Raw genomic sequence first — 15,463 nt, forward strand, 5'->3', positions numbered from 1 at the left:
TTGTTACCCCCGCGCCCTTCGCCAGATATCCGGCGGCGGGTCGACGGGAACTTCCTATGCGCAGAAACGCAAAAGAAAGGGTTAACTGCAATCCCGTTAACCCTCAATATCACCTCTAAGTCGAGGGAAAAGCTACTGTTGATTGAAGGGAAATGGTTAACGTCCCACTATGAAACGGCTGGCGGGCCAAGCCTGAACGGCGGGCCGCATTCCGGCCCATAAATCGGCCTCATCGCGGACTCGGCGGCAAGTCATTTCAAGGATGGGAAAAAATGGCGGAAAGCAAGCGGCAAATGGTGGATTGCCCGCTTGTGTCGGCCTGCAGCCATGGCTATGAGGCGGGCACAATCAAGTTTAGGCGCCCGGAAAATCAAGCGCCGGGGCCTTACGAGTTGGAGAGCCTAGATGGCATCGGTCCTGAATTCCGATAAAGACGGCGTTAAGCCGCCCAAATCGACTGTAACGCTTCCCGCCGATTACCGGCCGTCGCCGGACGAAGAATTCATGAACCCGTTGCAGCAGGAATATTTCCGGCTGCGCCTGTGGGATTGGAAGAAGCAGATACTGGCAGAGGCGGAAGGCACGCTGGCCGTGCTGCAAAATGAGCCGCTGCGCGAACCCGACCTCAATGATCGCGCGTCCAGCGAGACGGACTGGTCGATCGAACTGCGCACGCGCGACCGCCAGCGTAAGCTGATTTCTAAGATCGACGCCGCGCTGCGCCGCATCGATGATGGCGAATATGGCTATTGCGAAGTGACGGGCGAACCGATTTCGCTGGGTCGTCTGGAAGCCCGCCCGATCGCCACTATGACCGTCGAAGCGCAGGAACGGCATGAGCGGCAGGAAAAGATCTCGCGCGACGATTAACCCTTTTTCCATCACGTCCCGCTAGAATGACGGCATTCAATGCTATCTATATGGGTTGGTGCATGGACGACGAACAGGATATTTCGGACCGGGGACCGGCGCGCGCCGCGCCGCGCGACAGCCTGTTCCTGTTGACGACGCTCAGCACGCCGGAAGGCGCGCCGCTGGGCAAGGCCCGCGTCCGCAACCTGTCCGCCTCCGGTCTGATGGCCGATTGCGAACGGGCGGTGCCGGCAGGCATCCGGATCATCTGCGATCTGCGCGGCATCGGCGAAGTTTCCGGCATGGTCGCCTGGTCGCGTGAGGACAAGATCGGCCTGGCTTTCGACGATCTCATCGATCCGCAACTGGCGCGTAAGCCGGTGAGCAGCACCGCGCCGAATCAAAGCGGCGTACCGGACTATCTGCGCGTACATTCAAAGGGCATCAGACGCCGCTGATGGCAGGGGCCGTCTAAACGCAATCCAAAAATCGGTGATAAAGCGGGCATAGCGCTATCTACATGCCGCGCACCCGAACAGCGATGACCAATGCGATACCGCATTAGGCAGGCCAATTGGGCCATGCCGCTCACCTGATTTCCATCAAAGATGGCACCAACATCGCGGTCGATCGATGAGGTGGAGGGCGGCCGAACCGGCGGCCATCACCGCCAGGTTCGAACCACCTCCCGGAACAGTCAGCGAGCCGATCAGTGCTGGGCGGCCAACTCCTCCTTCAGCCGCAATTTCTGCTTTTTAAGCGATGCCACCAGGATAGCGTCGGGCATGGGCCGACTCGATTCTGCCTTGATTCGGGCCTCAAGGCCGGCGTGCTTTGCTGAAAGAGCTGAAACGTGGCTATTTTCCATGACATTCTCCTTACGAGGGCGATGGATGATCAAATAGATCATGATTCGCACCCCTTGTCTCGCCACGATTCGGGCTTTGCGGCGGGCCGTATGTAAATTTGCGATGGTCCGTATCGACCGCGCACGTTATCAGGGGCCGATTGGGCTGGTTGAAGTGAAGGAAAGTGGCGCGGTGAGCCGGGAAGACATCATGCGCCGACTGGAATTGCTGCGGATCGAGCATCGTGATCTCGATAGCGCGATCGCCGCGTTGGTGCTTGGCGGTGGCGGCGACCAGATGCAGGTCGCCCGTCTCAAGAAGCGAAAATTGCGCCTGCGCGACGAGATTGCGATCCTGGAGGACTCGCTGGTCCCCGACATTATCGCCTGACGCAACACAGTCGATGCGCGCCTATTTCGGTTAACGCCGCGCTAACCGATCCCAAATGGGACAAAGCTGTGACGAGCCGCCGCAACGGGCCTGACAAGGCTGCAAAAATATGGCAGCTAATCCGCAATGCAGCGTCCCGCCTTCCTCGATCCTGGTCTTCATCGGCGACTGGTCGATAGCCTCTATCTGGAGGCCATGGTGATGGCAGACGAAGCGCGCGCCTATTTCGATGGCAGCGCGTCGCTGGACGATGGCGTGGAAGACCCGCTGCGCCGCGTCGCTTTCGCCTGCGAATCCCTCAAGGTCACGACGCGCCTGATGCACATCATCGCCTGGCTGCTCAGTCAGCGGGCGTGGCAGCGCGGCGAGATCGAGCAGGTCGATCTGTCGGACGAAAAATATCGCCTCGGCCGTGCCTCCCAGACGGAGCCTGATCTGGCGGCCAGCTTCCCCTTCGCGGCCCGCGCGCTGATCGACGCAAGCCAGGAACTTTATGATCGCGTCAACCGGCTTCAGGACCGGCTGGATACAATGACGACCTCCGGCATCAGTCCCGCGCGCGCATTGCTGGACCGGCTGAACACGGCATTCTGAAGATTGACGGCCGCCTGCCGCCGCCGCCCCTTTTCTAGGGCTGGCGCTATCGCCCATATTTGGTCTAGACCGGCGCCATGACCGATGGTTTGCGGACCCGACGCCGCTCTTCAGGCCGCCCGTATGCCGCCCGGCTCCTGTTCGCGCCACTCCTGCTGGCCGCGCCTTGCGTGGTTCGGGCACAGCAGCCGCCGTCGCAGCAACTGCCGTCACAGGCCGCGCCTGAGCCGGAACCCGACCAGACGTTGGACGCCATGCCCGACATCGGCGTCGCCTGGCCGGACATGGGCCAGCCCGACAGCATCACGCCGTTGCCCGAAGACCCCGTGGCCCAATCCACCACCCCCGGCGATCCGACCGCCGCGCAAACGCCCGCGCTCGTCGCGGACCAGGGGGCCGACCCGGTCGATGACGCGGCCGGGTTCACCGACGCGACGCAGGAACGCCGCTACAGCGTCAAGCTCAACGGCATAGACGCCATCGCCGATACGCAGTTCACCCTGCGCTTCGATGAACTGTCGGTCCTGCGCCAGGGGCAGGGGAAGCCTGCCAACCTCGCCCAGATCAATCGCCGCATGAAGGAAGATGGCGAACTGCTCGACCGGCTGCTGCGCGCCAAGGGCTATTATGCCGCCCGCATCCGCAGCGCCGTCGCCGCGCCGCCACCGGGCAGCGACCGGCTGTCCGTCAATTTCGATGTCACGCCCGGCACCCAATATCTGCTGGAATCGGTCGATGTCACCGGCCTTGCCGAAACCGCCGGGCAGGCAGCGCGCCTGCGCGCGGCCTTTCCGCCCAAGGTCGGCGACCCGGTCGATGCAGACGCGATTCTGGCGGGCCGCGACGCGCTGGCGACCAAATTGTCCGAAAGCGGCTTTCCCTTTGCCAAGGTGGACGAACCGGAAGTGCGGATCGACCATGAAGAGCGCAAGGGCGATCTCGACATCATCGTCACGCCCGGCGGCTTCCGCCGTTTCGGTGCGATCCGCATGGACGATACCCGCTTGTTCGATGCGCGCCATGTGCAGGAAATCGCGCGCTTCGATCCCGGTGACACCTATATGGCGTCCGATGTCGAGGATCTGCGCCGCGCCATCGTCGCCACCGGGCTGGTCTCAACGGTCACCTTGAAACCGGTGGATACGGGCGATGGGGAGCATGTCGATATCGACGTTAGCCTTCGCCCTGCGCCGCTACGCACGATCGCGGGCGAACTGGGTTATGGCACGGGCGAAGGCTATCGCGCCGAGGTCAGCTGGCAGCATCGCAATTTCTTTCCGCCCGAAGGCGCAGTGACGCTGCGCGGCGTATTGGGCACGCAGGAGCAGACCGCGTCCTTCACCTATCGGCGCAGCAATTTCCACCGGCGCGACAATGTGCTGACCGGCTTGGTCTCGGTCAGCAATATCCGGCGCGACGCCTATGACGCGCGCACCATCACCCTGTCCGGCGGGCTGGAGCGCACGACCAACATCCTGTTCCAGAAGAACTGGGTCTGGCGCGTCGGCGCGGAACTGGTGGCGTCGGACGAAGCGGACGCCTTTTCCGGCGGCGCGCGCCGCACCTTCCTGATCGGCGCGATCCCGCTCAGCCTCACCTATGACGGCAGCGACGACCTGCTCAATCCCAGCAAGGGCTTTCGCCTAGGCGGCCGGATCAGCCCTGAACTCTCCTTTCAGAACACGACCTTCGGCTATGCCAAGGTGCAGCTGGACGGCAGCATCTATCAGCCGCTGGGCGAAAAGCTGGTGGTCGCGGCGCGCGCGCGCTTCGGCACCATATTGGGATCGACCGTCGAGCAGATCGCGCCATCCCGCCGCTTCTACGCCGGGGGTGGCGCGTCGGTGCGCGGCTATGGCTATCAGGCGATCGGCCCGCGCTATGGCGAAGATGACGACCCGGTCGGCGGCAAGAGTTTGGCGGAATTTTCGCTGGAAACCCGCATCCGCTTCGGCAATTTCGGCGTCGTGCCCTTTGTCGATGCGGGCAATATCTCCACCACCTTCCTGCCGCGCTTCCGCGACCTGCGTATCGGTGCGGGCATGGGCCTGCGCTATTACAGCAATTTCGGCCCGATCCGCGTCGATGTCGGCACGCCACTCAACCCGCACTCGGGCGATCCCAAGATCGCGGTCTATGTCTCGCTGGGACAGGCCTTCTGATGGCAGAGGACGCAGCACTCCCGCCACCACCCGCACCGCGCCGCCGCGCCTGGGACGGCCGCTGGCAGCGCTGGGTCGCGGGACTGCTGGCGGCGATGCTGTTGATCGTTATGGCCTCGCTTGCCTGGCTCGATACTAATGGCGGCCACCGCTTCCTCGCCACCCGCATTGCGACGATCAAATCCTCGTCCGGCCTGCGCATCCATGTTGGCGGGATAGAAGGCAGCATCTATCGCAAGGCGATCCTGCGCGACCTGACCCTGTCCGACCCCAGGGGCAAATTCCTGGAAGCCCCACGCGTCGAACTGGACTGGTGGCCCTTCGCCTGGCTGTCCAATCGGCTCGACATCGATCGGCTGGTCATCCCGCGCGCCACCTTGCACAAATTGCCCCAGCTTAACCCCACGGAGCGGCGCGGCCCGATCCTGCCCGGTTTCGACATCCGTCTCATGCAATTTTCGGTCGGGCAACTGGATATCGCGCCGTCGATCACCGGACGCGCCCAGCGCGCGACCCTGTCGGGCGACGCGGACATTCGCGGCGGCCGGGCGATCATCGACCTGTCGGCACGGACTCTGGATGGCAGCGACGCGCTCACCGTCGCGCTCGACAGCCGCCCCGATAATGACCGCTTCTCCCTGGACGTCACCGTCAATGCGCCCAAGGCCGGCATATTGGCGGCGATGGCCGGATTGAAGCAGGACGCCAATCTGCGCATCGGTGGCAAGGGTAGCTGGAGCAAATGGGACGGCCGCCTGTCCGCCACGCTCGACGCCGCACCGGTTGCCGATTTCGTGCTGGCGGCCCGCAGCGGCGCCTATTCCGCGCGCGGATCAGTGGAGGGGAATGCGATCGCGGGCAACGGCCTCGTCCGCCGCCTGGCCGCGCCGCGGCTCGACGTGCGCGCCAACGGCACGATGGTCGATCGGGTGATCGACGGCACTGTGTCGCTGCGCGCCGCCGCCATCGATCTGGTGGCGGACGGCGCGATCGACCTGCGCAACAATGCGCTCGACAATATGCGGATCAACCTGAAGCTGGCCCGGCCCGAAGCCCTGATCAAGGCGATGCGGGGGCGGGAGGTCGCGGCGAAGATCCGGCTGGACGGCGCTTTTGCGACGCTGGGCTATGAATATCTGCTCACCGCGCGCCAAATCACGATCGACAAGGCGATCGTCAATGACGTCCGCGCGGAAGGCAAGGGACGCGTCGCCAAAAACGGCCCGGCCCTCATCCCCCTGCGCCTGCGCGCGCGCAGCCTGGACGGGCAGGGGGAACTGGTCGCGGGCATCGTCCGCAATTTCCAACTCGATGGCGTGCTCCAGATCAAGGGGCAACAGATTGTCAGCAACCTGATGCAACTGCGCTCTGACAAGTTGCGCGGCAAGCTGACGGTCATCGCCGACCTGGCGACTGGCCGCTATGACGCCGGGCTGGACGGTCAGATCAACGGCCTGTTCATTCGCGGCCTGGGCATCGTCGATCTGACGTCCAAGCTGCGCGCCGTGCCGCGCGCCGATGGCAAGTTCGGCCTGTCCGGCACCGCGCTGGCGCGGGTGCGCAGGCTGGACAATGACTTCCTGCGAACGCTGGGCGGCGGCCTGCCCACGGTTCGCAGCAGCCTGGAATTGCTGCCCGGCGGCGACATGGCGCTGCGTAATCTGCAACTCACTGCGCCGCTGCTGACGCTGACGGGGCAGGGCGTGCGCCATCGTGACCAGACGCTGCATCTGGAGGGCGTTGGTCGCCACGGCCGTTACGGCCCGGTAAAGCTGACGCTGGATGGCATGATAGAACGGCCGACGATCGACGTCACATTGGCCCGCCCGATGGATGCACTGGGCCTGCGCGACGTCCATGCCAGACTGATCCCGGACGCTAACGGCTATAGCTATACTGCGAATGGTGGATCGACGCTCGGCCCCTTCACCGGGCGCGGCGTCATCCTGCTGCCGCAGGGCGGCCAAGCGGTGGTGCGGGTCGCGAACCTGGCCGTGTCGGGCGTCACCGCCAGTGGCGACATCCGCCCGGTCGCAGGCGGGTTGGACGGGCAACTCAGCGTATCAGGGCCGGTCACCGGCTATATCGATTTCAAGCCTGTCGGCACCAACCAGCAGGTCCAGCTGAAACTCGCCGCCAACGACGCCAGCTTCGAAGGGCCGACGATCATCGAAGTGCGGCGCGGCACGCTGGACGGCACGATCCTGCTCGATCCGTCCGGCACCACCGTCAACGCAACGGCGCAGGCGCGCGGGCTGCGCGTCGGCGGCGTGCTGCTGGGCCGCTTCGCCGCCAATGCGCAACTGGTCGATGGCAGGGGTAAGGTCACCGGCAGCCTGTCGGGCCAGCGTGGCCGCCTCTTCGACCTGCAGGGCGAAGCGCAGGTCGAACCCGACCGCATCCGCCTCAGCGCGGGCGGCACCATCGACAAGCGATCGATCCGCCTGACCCGCCCCGCCGTCCTGACCCGCGCCGACGATGGCTGGCGTCTGTCGCCCGCGACCATCGCCTATGCCGGCGGCTCCCTGCAATTGGCGGGCGAATTGGGCGGAGCAGCCACCCATATCGAAGCGCGGATGCAGAAACTGCCGCTCGCCCTGCTCGACATCGCCTATGACAATCTGGGCCTGGGCGGCATGGCGACCGGATCATTAAGCTATGCCCAGCCGCGCGGCGGCCTGCCCACCGGCAAGGCGGAGCTGCGCATCCGCGGCCTGTCTCGCTCTGGCCTGTCCTTGAGTTCTCGCCCGGTCGATGTCGGCGTCAACGCCGTGCTGACCGGCGAACGGCTCGCCACCCGCATGGTCTTCGTCGCCGATGGCAAGACGATCGGCCAGGCGCAGGCGCTGCTCAACCCGCTGGGAACCGAAGGCGGCCTCGCCACGCGCCTCAACCGCGCGCCCTTCTTCGCACAATTGCGCTTCAATGGCACGGCGGACACGCTCTGGCGGCTGACCGGGGTGGAGATTGTCGACATCGCCGGGATGGTCGGCGTGTCGGCCGACATGCGCGGCACCTTGGGGCAGCCGATCATCACCGGCACCTTCGCCACCGATGACGCCACCATCAACAGCTCCGTCACCGGTATGCGGTTGAAGGGCGTCAAGGCGCGGGGGCGCTTCTCCGGCGCGCAACTCGTCATCTCCAGCTTCGCCGCGACCGCGCAAAATAGCGGAGCGGTCAGCGGCACCGGCCGCTTCACCTTCAACGGCATCGCTGGTGTCGGCATGGACCTCAGCCTCCAGGCCGACAACGCCACCCTGCTGGACCGGGACGATATCGCCGCGACCGTCACGGGGCCGGTCACCCTGCGCTCCGACGGTGTGGGCGGCACGATCGGCGGCGATCTGGTCCTCAACAAAAGCCGCTTCACCATGGGCCGCGCCGCCGCCGTTGCGCAGATCCCCGAACTCAAGGTCGTCGAGGTCAACCGCCGCGGCGACGAGATCGAGCGGCCCCGTACCAACGTCCCCTGGGCGCTGGCGATCAAGGCGCGGGCGCGCAATCGCCTGACCGTCACCGGCCTTGGCCTCGACAGCGAATGGCGTGCGGACCTGGATATCGGCGGCACCGTGACCAGCCCCGCCATTGCCGGTCGCGCCCAACTGGTGCGCGGCGGCTATGAATTTGCCGGTCGTCGCTTCGAACTGCGCGAAGGGCGCATCCAGTTCGACGGCAAGACCCCGGTGAACCCCACGCTGGACATCGATGCGGAGGCGGACGTCAACGACCTCAACGCCACCATCCATGTCGGCGGCACCGGCCTCAAACCCGACATCACCTTCACCAGCGTGCCCGCCCTGCCGCAGGACGAACTCCTGTCCCGCATCCTGTTCGGCACGTCGATCACCAACCTGTCCGCGCCCGAAGCGCTGCAACTCGCCTCCGCCGTCGGATCGCTGCAGGGCAATGGCGGCCTTGACCCCATCAACGCCGTGCGCAAGGCGGCGGGCCTCGATCGGCTGCGTATCATCGCCGCCGACCCGACCCAGGGGCAGGGCACGTCGATCGCGGCGGGCAAATATCTGACGCGCAAAACCTATGTCGAACTGATCACCGACGGCCAGGGCTACAGCGCCACCCGCATGGAATATCAAGTCACCCGCTGGCTGTCCCTGCTCGCCGCCATTTCGACGCTGGGTCGCGAAAGCGCGAACGTGCGGGTTTCCAAGGATTATTGATGTGACCAAAAGCCGGATCGACGCGGCCACCGCGATCAGCGTGATGGACCTGTTCACCATCGGCATCGGCCCGTCCAGTTCGCATACGGTAGGGCCGATGCGCGCCGCGCTGATGTTCATGGACACGCTGCCCGCCATCCCCACGCGCGTGCAATGCGAATTATTCGGATCGCTGGCGCTGACGGGCAGGGGCCATGCGACCGACAGCGCCATCCTGCTCGGCCTGTCGGGCTATCGCCCTGAAAGCGTCGATCCCGACGCGATCGGATCGATCCTGGCCGCGATCCGCACTGATGGCCGCATCCGCGCGGGCAGCGCGGTCGATCATTGGCTCCCGTTCGAGGAAGCCCGCGACCTGCTGTTCCGCATGGGTGATTTTCTGGAAGCGCATAGCAACGGCATGCGCTTCACCGCCTGGCTGGACGGGCATGACGCGCCGCAGGTGCGCGACTATTATTCGATCGGCGGCGGCGCCGTCCTGCCCGGCACCGCGCCCACTGACGACGCTACGCCGCTCGGCCATAATGTCGTCCAGCCCTATCCCTTCTCCTCCGGCGCGGAGATGCTGGCGCAGGGGGAGGCGAGCGGCCTGTCCATCGCCACGTTGGTGCTGCGGAACGAAGGCGCCTGGCGCACCCAGGCCGAAACGGAAGCCTTCCTCGACAGCGTCATTGACGCCATGTCCGCCTCGATCGACCGTGGGCTGGAACAGGAAGGCCTGTTGCCCGGCGGTCTCAAAGTCCGCCGCCGCGCCCGCGCCATTCACCAGCGACTGCGCCTGCAACAGGATGCGCTTGGCCCGGCGCAGATTTTCGAATGGGTCAGCCTGTTCGCGCTGGCGGTGAATGAGGAAAATGCGGCGGGCGGCCGCGTCGTCACCGCGCCCACGAACGGCGCGGCGGGCGTGATCCCGGCGGTGCTGCACTATTATCGCCGCTTCGTGCCCGGTGCGGACCGCGACGGCGAGCGCCGCTTCCTGCTGACCGCCGCCGCCATCGGCTTCCTCTACAAGAAGCGCGCCTCCATCTCCGCCGCCGAAATGGGATGTCAGGGGGAAGTCGGCGTTGCTTGCTCCATGGCGGCGGCGGGGCTGGCGGCCGTGCTGGGCGGCACCAACGGCCAGATCGAAAACGCCGCCGAAATCGGAATGGAACATAATCTGGGCCTCACCTGCGATCCGATCGGCGGCCTCGTCCAGATACCCTGTATCGAACGCAACACCATGGGCGCGGTCAAGGCGATCAACGCGGCCTATCTCGCGCTGCAGGGCGACGGTCGTCATATCGTCAGCCTGGACGCCGTCATCGAAACCATGCGCCAGACGGGCGAGGATATGGCGAGCCGCTACAAGGAAACATCGCTTGGCGGCCTGGCCGTCAACGTCGTGGAATGCTGAAACCTCTTCCATCGGTCGATCGCGCGATCCGCACGATCGCGCGGCGAACGGATGGTATTTCGTGACATTAATGGCACATAATCAGTCGTTTATCTCCCGTTCATGAAACTTCCCACGCGGCTCCGGCTTGTGCGTCTCACCCCCTGAGAGAGGGGACGATAGACACACGGAGATAGTTTATGCGTAAGTTGATGGTCGCAACGCTTCTGGCAGGCGTCACCGTCGCCGCCCCCGCTCTGGCGCAGGATGTCGGCCCCACCTTCACCGGTCCGCGCGTCGAAGCCATCCTCGGCTATGACCGCACGGGCGCGGGCAGCGACGTGGACAATGACAATGGCAATGACGATCAGAAGATCGACGGCCTGCTCTATGGCGTTGGCGCAGGTTACGACGTCAATCTGGGCAGCGCGGTCGTCGGCGTCGAAGGCGAATGGACCAACTCCACCGCCAAGAGCAGCCGCCGTGATTATACCGACCAGTTCGGTTTCGGCCGCGTCAAGCAGGGCCGCGACCTCTATATCGGCGCCCGCGCCGGTATTCTCGCCGATCCCGCGACGCTGGTCTATGTAAAGGGCGGTTATACCAATACCAAGCTGGACGTGCTGGCGGGCGACACCAACCAGACCACCGACACCGCGTTCAAGCTGGACGGCTGGCGCATCGGCGCGGGCGTGGAGCGCGCGATCAACGCGAATACCTTCGCCAAGATCGAATATCGCTACTCCAAATATCAGGACGCCCATATCGATTTCGCCAATGGCGCGACCAGCGACGAATTCGGCATCGACACCGATCGCCATCAGGTCGTCGGCAGCGTCGGCTGGCGCTTCTGATAGCGCGTCGATGAGTATAGCGCAGCGCGGAATATAGCATCCAGTGTTCCCGCGTAGGCGGGAACCCAGTTGAAACGCGGGAACCCTGTCCTACCCGTTCAGGGACAGCACCTCCGTTTCAACCAGCGAATTTCGCGAAACAGAAAGGGACCGATCACGCGATCGGTCCCTTTTTGCTGCATTGCACAGGATCACCCTATCTGCGCCGCCGCCGATCTGCTATTGACACCTTTGTGAGTAACGCGATCCCCCATAGCTTCCCGATCGGCATCGATCCGACCGATATCGACTTCATGGGTCATGTCAACAATGCCAGCTACCTCAAATGGGTGCAGGACGCCGTGCTGGACCATTGGCGCGCTTTGGCCCCGGCCGAAGCGGTCGCTCAGCATCTCTGGGTCGCGCTCAAACATGAAATCACCTATCGCAAGCCCACCTTCCTGAACGACGACGTGATCGCCACCGTCCTGCTGGAAAAGGTCCAGGGCGCCCGCGCCTTCTACGAAACCATCATCAAGCGCGGTGAGGACGTGCTGGCCGAGGTCAAGTCCAGCTGGTGCTGCATCGACGCCAGCAGCCTGCGCCCCGCGCGCCTGACCCGCGACGTGATCCAGCATTTCTTCGCCGGGGATGAGGGCGAAGCGGGGCGGTAGGCTGTTGCGTGGGAGTGGTGAGTGCACGCTCGGCCTTCAATCTGTCATCCCCGTTCTACACCGTCATCCCAGCGAAAGCTGGGATCTCCCTTTTCTTTCAGGCGCATCGAGAAAAGGCCAGCGTTCGCTGGCATAACGGAACAGGGCCGCTCGCCCCTAAAGCGTCGCCTCAATCTCCCGCGCCGCCATATCTGGGTTCTCCGCCAGGCTGATCGGCCGCCCGACCACCAGGATCGACGCCCCCCGGTCCAGCGCCTCGCGCGGGGTCACCGCGCGCTTCTGGTCGCCCAGTGCACCCCCGGCAGGTCGCACGCCCGGCACGACGAAGAAGCCGTCGGACCATTGTTTCTTGACCGCGGCGACTTCCTCGCCCGAACAGACGATCCCGTCCAGCCCCGCGCTCTGCGCCAGGTCGGCTAAGCGACGCACCTGGTCCTCGGCCTTGCCGCCGACGCCGATATCCATCAGATCGCTATCGTCCAGGCTGGTCAGCATCGTCACGGCCACGACCTTCGTATTGACCCCGGCGGCCGCCTTCGCATCCTCCAGCATCGCCCGCCCGCCCGCCGCATGGACGGTCAGGATCGCGGGTTCCAGCATGTGCAGCGCCTGCACCGCTTTCGCCACCGTATTGGGAATGTCGTGGAGCTTGAGGTCCAGGAAGATCGGCAGGCCGAACTTCGTCATCTCATGCACGCCATGATGGCCGCTGGCACAGAAAAATTCCAGCCCCAGCTTCAACCCGCCGACATGATGCTTCACCTGCCCGGCCAGTGTCTGCGCCTTGGTCAGGTCGGGCGTGTCGATGGCGACATAGATGGGGCTGCTCATGCTGGTCCTGTGATGCTGGGGGTCGTGGGCGTGGAAGGGGCCGTGTCGGGCACGATCGCGATGGCGGGCGGCGCGTCGGCGAAACTGGGCTGCGGCGTCAGCACCGGCGGCGGCGCGGCGGCGGCGGTGGCGACGACCAGCGCCTTTTCGGTGCTATGCAGCCGCCGCTTCAAGCGCCAGCGCGTCGCCCGCGCCATGATCCAGAAGGGCAGCGCGCCGAGCAGAAATGCGCCGATCAGCAGCACGGGCAGCTTGGTTTCCATCACCATGTCGCCCCACAGGCGCACGGTCACGGGGACGTAGTTCGCCATGCAGAAGAAGGCGAGTCCCACGGCGATGACGACCCAGAAGGCTGTCCGCAAAAATTGCATAGGCTGAACCTCTTGCTGCTGGTTTATCGCAGCTTAGGCGATCCCGTCGGATTTCGGAAGCACTTGGTCAACATTGTCGACAGCGATTCTCATGGACAGGTGCGCGACCGCCCCCGGCGCCAGCGTCGCCATGCCAGCACGATGGATCGCGTCGGGCATATGGCTGACCGGCTCCAGGCAGAAGAAGGCCTCACCGGGTGGGCGATAGACATGCAGCCAATCCGCCCCGGTCGCCGTCAGCGTCAGGCGCAACCCGTCGCCGCGCCGGACCGTCGCCACGCCATCCCAACCACCATAGACATTGTCGATCAGGCTATCGCCGCGCATGACGGCTGGCCGCGACCAGTCGCCCAGCGCATCGGCAGCGACTTCCCGCTCCGGCAGCATGTTCGGCGTCGACAGCCACAGGCTGCGTGCGTTGAACTGCACCGTAGTTCCGGCATCCATCTGAAAATAGGGATGAAAGCCCAGCCCGATCGGCATCGGCGCGTCGCCGACATTGGTGACGGACAGGGAGTTGGACAGTTGTGACGCGGTGACCGCGACCCTTTGTTCGGCGCGATAGGGCCAGGGCCATCCGGCATCACCGTCATGATCGTGGACCAGGCAAACTGCCGTTTCACCTGTCTCACTCGTTGTCCAGCCACTCTGCCAGCCAAAGCCGTGCAGGCTATGCGGATGGTCGCCGAAATTGCGCGGCAACTGATAGTCGCGCCCATCAAAGGCGAAGCGCCCATCGGCGATGCGATTGGCGTAGGGCACCAACAGAAAGCTCGCCATGGCAAGCGGATCGGTCGACCCCTCCGGCGCCCGCCGCAGCAGGTCGACGCCATCCAGCGACAGCCGCGCCAGCGATCCACCGACCGCAGGCGACAGAGCCGCTTCCAGCCCTCCCGCCCGCAACAGGATGACGTCCTTGCTCAGCCTTCCATATCCTCAAGCTCGCGTCCCTTCGTCTCATGCACCATCTTGCGCACGAAGAAGAAGCTGATCGCCGCGAACAGCGCATAGCCGGTATAGGTCACGACCAGCCCCGGCGACACGGCGAGGGACGGGAAGCTGACCGAGATGGCGGCGTTGGCGATCCACTGGGCAAAGCCCGCGACCGCCAGCCCCGATCCGCGAATCTGGTTCGGGAACATCTCGCCCAGCATCACCCACATGATCGGACCCCAGCTGAGGTTGAAGAAGATCACGTACAGGTTGGCCGCGATCAGCGCCATCAGGCCGTTATGACCGGGCAGCGACACCGCGCCGTCCGCGCCGGTGACGGCGGTGGAGAAGGCATAGGCGACGATCGCCAGCGTCACCGCCATGCCCGCCGATCCGATCAGCAGCAACGGCTTGCGCCCGATCTTGTCGACCAGGGCGATCGCGCCCAGGCACGCGCCGATCGACAGCACGCCCGACAGGATATTGATCTGCAACGCATTATCTTCGGAAAAGCCGACCGCTTCCCACAAGGTTGCGCCATAATAGAAGACGACGTTGATGCCGACCAACTGCTGGAAGACAGCCAGGCCGATGCCGGTCCATACGATCGGGCGGATCTTGCCCGTGGTCTTGCTGATCAGGTCCGACAGCTTGGGGCGGTGATGGTCCGCGGCCAGGCTGGCGCGGATTTCCGCCACTTTGCGCGCGGCTTCCAGCGGGCCGAACAGGCGCGTCAGCACGATTTCCGCATCAGCGTCACGCCCACGCGCCACCAGATAGCGAGGGCTTTCGGGGATGAACAGCAGCGCGATCAGATAGATGGCCGCCGGGATCGCCTGCAACCAGAACATCCAGCGCCAGGCCGGAAAGTCCAGCCACAGCGGCGCGGTGGAACCACCGGCATAGCGGGCCAGCACGAAATTGGCGATGAATGCGCCGGTCAGGCCGGAAATGATCATGACCTGCTGCACGCTCGACAGGCGTCCACGCACCGCGGCGGGAGTGACTTCGGAGATATAGACCGGCGAAATGACGCTCGCCGCGCCCACGCCCAGGCCGCCGATGATGCGCGCGAAGATGAAGATGGCGGAAGAATCCGCCGCGCCCGCCAGCAGCGCGCTGCCCAGGAACAGCACGGCCGCCAGCATCATCACGCCGCGTCGGCCGATCAGATCGGCCATGCGCCCCGCCATGAAGGCGCCGATCGATGATCCGACCAGGATCGCGCCGACATTGACGCCGATGCCCAGCTTGCCAAGGTCGAAGGCTGCTTCCAGCCCCTTCTGCGTCCCGTTGATGACGCCCGAATCATAGCCGAACATGAACCCGCCGATCGTCGCCACGGCGACGATGGCGGCGATAAAGGCCATGTTGACCCTTTCAGCGCTCCCCTCATTCATCCTTCTGATCCTTCCTAGA

General features: G+C 64.8%; 14 protein-coding genes. 9 read left to right on the forward strand and 5 right to left on the reverse strand.

Translation table 11 applies throughout. The annotated features are described in order from the left end of the window. The first annotated feature begins 405 nt into the window (after positions 1-405). Together dksA and U5A89_RS09015 are read left to right on the forward strand one after the other, a co-directional pair. Positions 406-870, forward strand: coding sequence for an RNA polymerase-binding protein DksA (gene dksA / locus U5A89_RS09010; RefSeq protein ID WP_338160823.1), 465 nt, complete (start codon positions 406-408; stop codon positions 868-870). A gap of 62 nt (positions 871-932) precedes the next feature. Further along, complete coding sequence (locus U5A89_RS09015; RefSeq protein ID WP_338160824.1) at positions 933-1,310, forward strand: PilZ domain-containing protein; 378 nt, start codon at positions 933-935, stop codon at positions 1,308-1,310. Positions 1,311-1,561: 251 nt separating this feature from the next. Here U5A89_RS09015 and U5A89_RS09020 read toward each other — a convergent pair whose 3' ends face one another. Beyond that, positions 1,562-1,720: a YdcH family protein gene (locus U5A89_RS09020; protein WP_088184388.1), complete on the reverse strand. Its 159-nt coding sequence runs from the start codon at positions 1,718-1,720 to the stop codon at positions 1,562-1,564. A gap of 190 nt (positions 1,721-1,910) precedes the next feature. Between U5A89_RS09020 and U5A89_RS09025 the strand changes: the two genes are divergently transcribed. The 7 genes from U5A89_RS09025 (at position 1,911) to U5A89_RS09055 (ending at position 11,909) form a co-directional block, all read left to right on the forward strand. Beyond that, positions 1,911-2,090, forward strand: a complete 180-nt coding sequence (locus U5A89_RS09025) for a YdcH family protein (protein ID WP_338162994.1) — start codon at positions 1,911-1,913, stop codon at positions 2,088-2,090. A 126-nt stretch (positions 2,091-2,216) separates the two neighbouring features. Then, the gene (locus U5A89_RS09030; protein ID WP_338160825.1) at positions 2,217-2,684 is read left to right on the forward strand and encodes a DUF1465 family protein; all 468 of its coding nucleotides are present in this window, start codon (positions 2,217-2,219) and stop codon (positions 2,682-2,684) included. A 77-nt stretch (positions 2,685-2,761) separates the two neighbouring features. Next, entirely contained in the window at positions 2,762-4,846 is a 2,085-nt protein-coding gene (locus tag U5A89_RS09035; protein ID WP_338160826.1) for an autotransporter assembly complex protein TamA, read from the forward strand. Continuing rightward, positions 4,846-9,027: a translocation/assembly module TamB domain-containing protein gene (locus U5A89_RS09040; RefSeq protein ID WP_338160827.1), complete on the forward strand. Its 4,182-nt coding sequence runs from the start codon at positions 4,846-4,848 to the stop codon at positions 9,025-9,027. Before U5A89_RS09035 ends, U5A89_RS09040 begins: the two co-directional genes overlap by 1 nt. Before the next feature lies 1 nt (position 9,028). Beyond that, positions 9,029-10,423: an L-serine ammonia-lyase gene (locus U5A89_RS09045; protein ID WP_338160828.1), complete on the forward strand. Its 1,395-nt coding sequence runs from the start codon at positions 9,029-9,031 to the stop codon at positions 10,421-10,423. Between the two features lie 179 nt (positions 10,424-10,602). Further along, positions 10,603-11,256, forward strand: a complete 654-nt coding sequence (locus tag U5A89_RS09050) for an outer membrane protein (RefSeq protein WP_338160829.1) — start codon at positions 10,603-10,605, stop codon at positions 11,254-11,256. A 233-nt stretch (positions 11,257-11,489) separates the two neighbouring features. After that, positions 11,490-11,909, forward strand: coding sequence for an acyl-CoA thioesterase (locus tag U5A89_RS09055; protein ID WP_338160830.1), 420 nt, complete (start codon positions 11,490-11,492; stop codon positions 11,907-11,909). A gap of 156 nt (positions 11,910-12,065) precedes the next feature. Here the strand turns inward: U5A89_RS09055 and pyrF are convergent, their stop codons facing one another. The 4 genes from pyrF to U5A89_RS09075 are packed head-to-tail and all read right to left on the reverse strand — an operon-like array spanning position 12,066 to position 15,444. Beyond that, the gene (gene pyrF / locus U5A89_RS09060; RefSeq protein ID WP_338160831.1) at positions 12,066-12,740 is read right to left on the reverse strand and encodes an orotidine-5'-phosphate decarboxylase; all 675 of its coding nucleotides are present in this window, start codon (positions 12,738-12,740) and stop codon (positions 12,066-12,068) included. Further along, on the reverse strand, positions 12,737-13,111 hold the full coding sequence (locus U5A89_RS09065) for a LapA family protein (protein ID WP_338160832.1): 375 nt from the start codon (positions 13,109-13,111) through the stop codon (positions 12,737-12,739). The genes pyrF and U5A89_RS09065 overlap by 4 nt, the downstream gene beginning before the upstream one ends. Positions 13,112-13,144: 33 nt before the next feature. Then, entirely contained in the window at positions 13,145-14,014 is an 870-nt protein-coding gene (locus U5A89_RS09070) for an aldose 1-epimerase (RefSeq protein ID WP_338160833.1), read from the reverse strand. 17 nt (positions 14,015-14,031) lie between these two features. After that, on the reverse strand, positions 14,032-15,444 hold the full coding sequence (locus U5A89_RS09075) for a sugar porter family MFS transporter (protein WP_338160834.1): 1,413 nt from the start codon (positions 15,442-15,444) through the stop codon (positions 14,032-14,034). Positions 15,445-15,463: the final 19 nt, after the last annotated feature.

Origin of the sequence: Sphingobium sp. HWE2-09, assembly GCF_035989265.1 — a bacterium.
Lineage (GTDB): Bacteria > Pseudomonadota > Alphaproteobacteria > Sphingomonadales > Sphingomonadaceae > Sphingobium.

Excerpts from the sequence above, each read along its gene's own strand:
- dksA (WP_338160823.1), top strand. The coding sequence starts at position 406 with ATGGCATCGGTCCTGAATTCCGATAAAGACGGCGTTAAGCCGCCCAAA.
- U5A89_RS09015 (WP_338160824.1), top strand. The coding sequence starts at position 933 with ATGGACGACGAACAGGATATTTCGGACCGGGGACCGGCGCGCGCCGCG.
- U5A89_RS09020 (WP_088184388.1), bottom strand. The coding sequence starts at position 1,720 with ATGGAAAATAGCCACGTTTCAGCTCTTTCAGCAAAGCACGCCGGCCTT.
- U5A89_RS09025 (WP_338162994.1), top strand. The coding sequence starts at position 1,911 with ATGCGCCGACTGGAATTGCTGCGGATCGAGCATCGTGATCTCGATAGC.
- U5A89_RS09030 (WP_338160825.1), top strand. The coding sequence starts at position 2,217 with ATGCAGCGTCCCGCCTTCCTCGATCCTGGTCTTCATCGGCGACTGGTC.
- U5A89_RS09035 (WP_338160826.1), top strand. The coding sequence starts at position 2,762 with ATGACCGATGGTTTGCGGACCCGACGCCGCTCTTCAGGCCGCCCGTAT.
- U5A89_RS09040 (WP_338160827.1), top strand. The coding sequence starts at position 4,846 with ATGGCAGAGGACGCAGCACTCCCGCCACCACCCGCACCGCGCCGCCGC.
- U5A89_RS09050 (WP_338160829.1), top strand. The coding sequence starts at position 10,603 with ATGCGTAAGTTGATGGTCGCAACGCTTCTGGCAGGCGTCACCGTCGCC.
- pyrF (WP_338160831.1), bottom strand. The coding sequence starts at position 12,740 with ATGAGCAGCCCCATCTATGTCGCCATCGACACGCCCGACCTGACCAAG.
- U5A89_RS09065 (WP_338160832.1), bottom strand. The coding sequence starts at position 13,111 with ATGCAATTTTTGCGGACAGCCTTCTGGGTCGTCATCGCCGTGGGACTC.
- U5A89_RS09075 (WP_338160834.1), bottom strand. The coding sequence starts at position 15,444 with ATGAATGAGGGGAGCGCTGAAAGGGTCAACATGGCCTTTATCGCCGCC.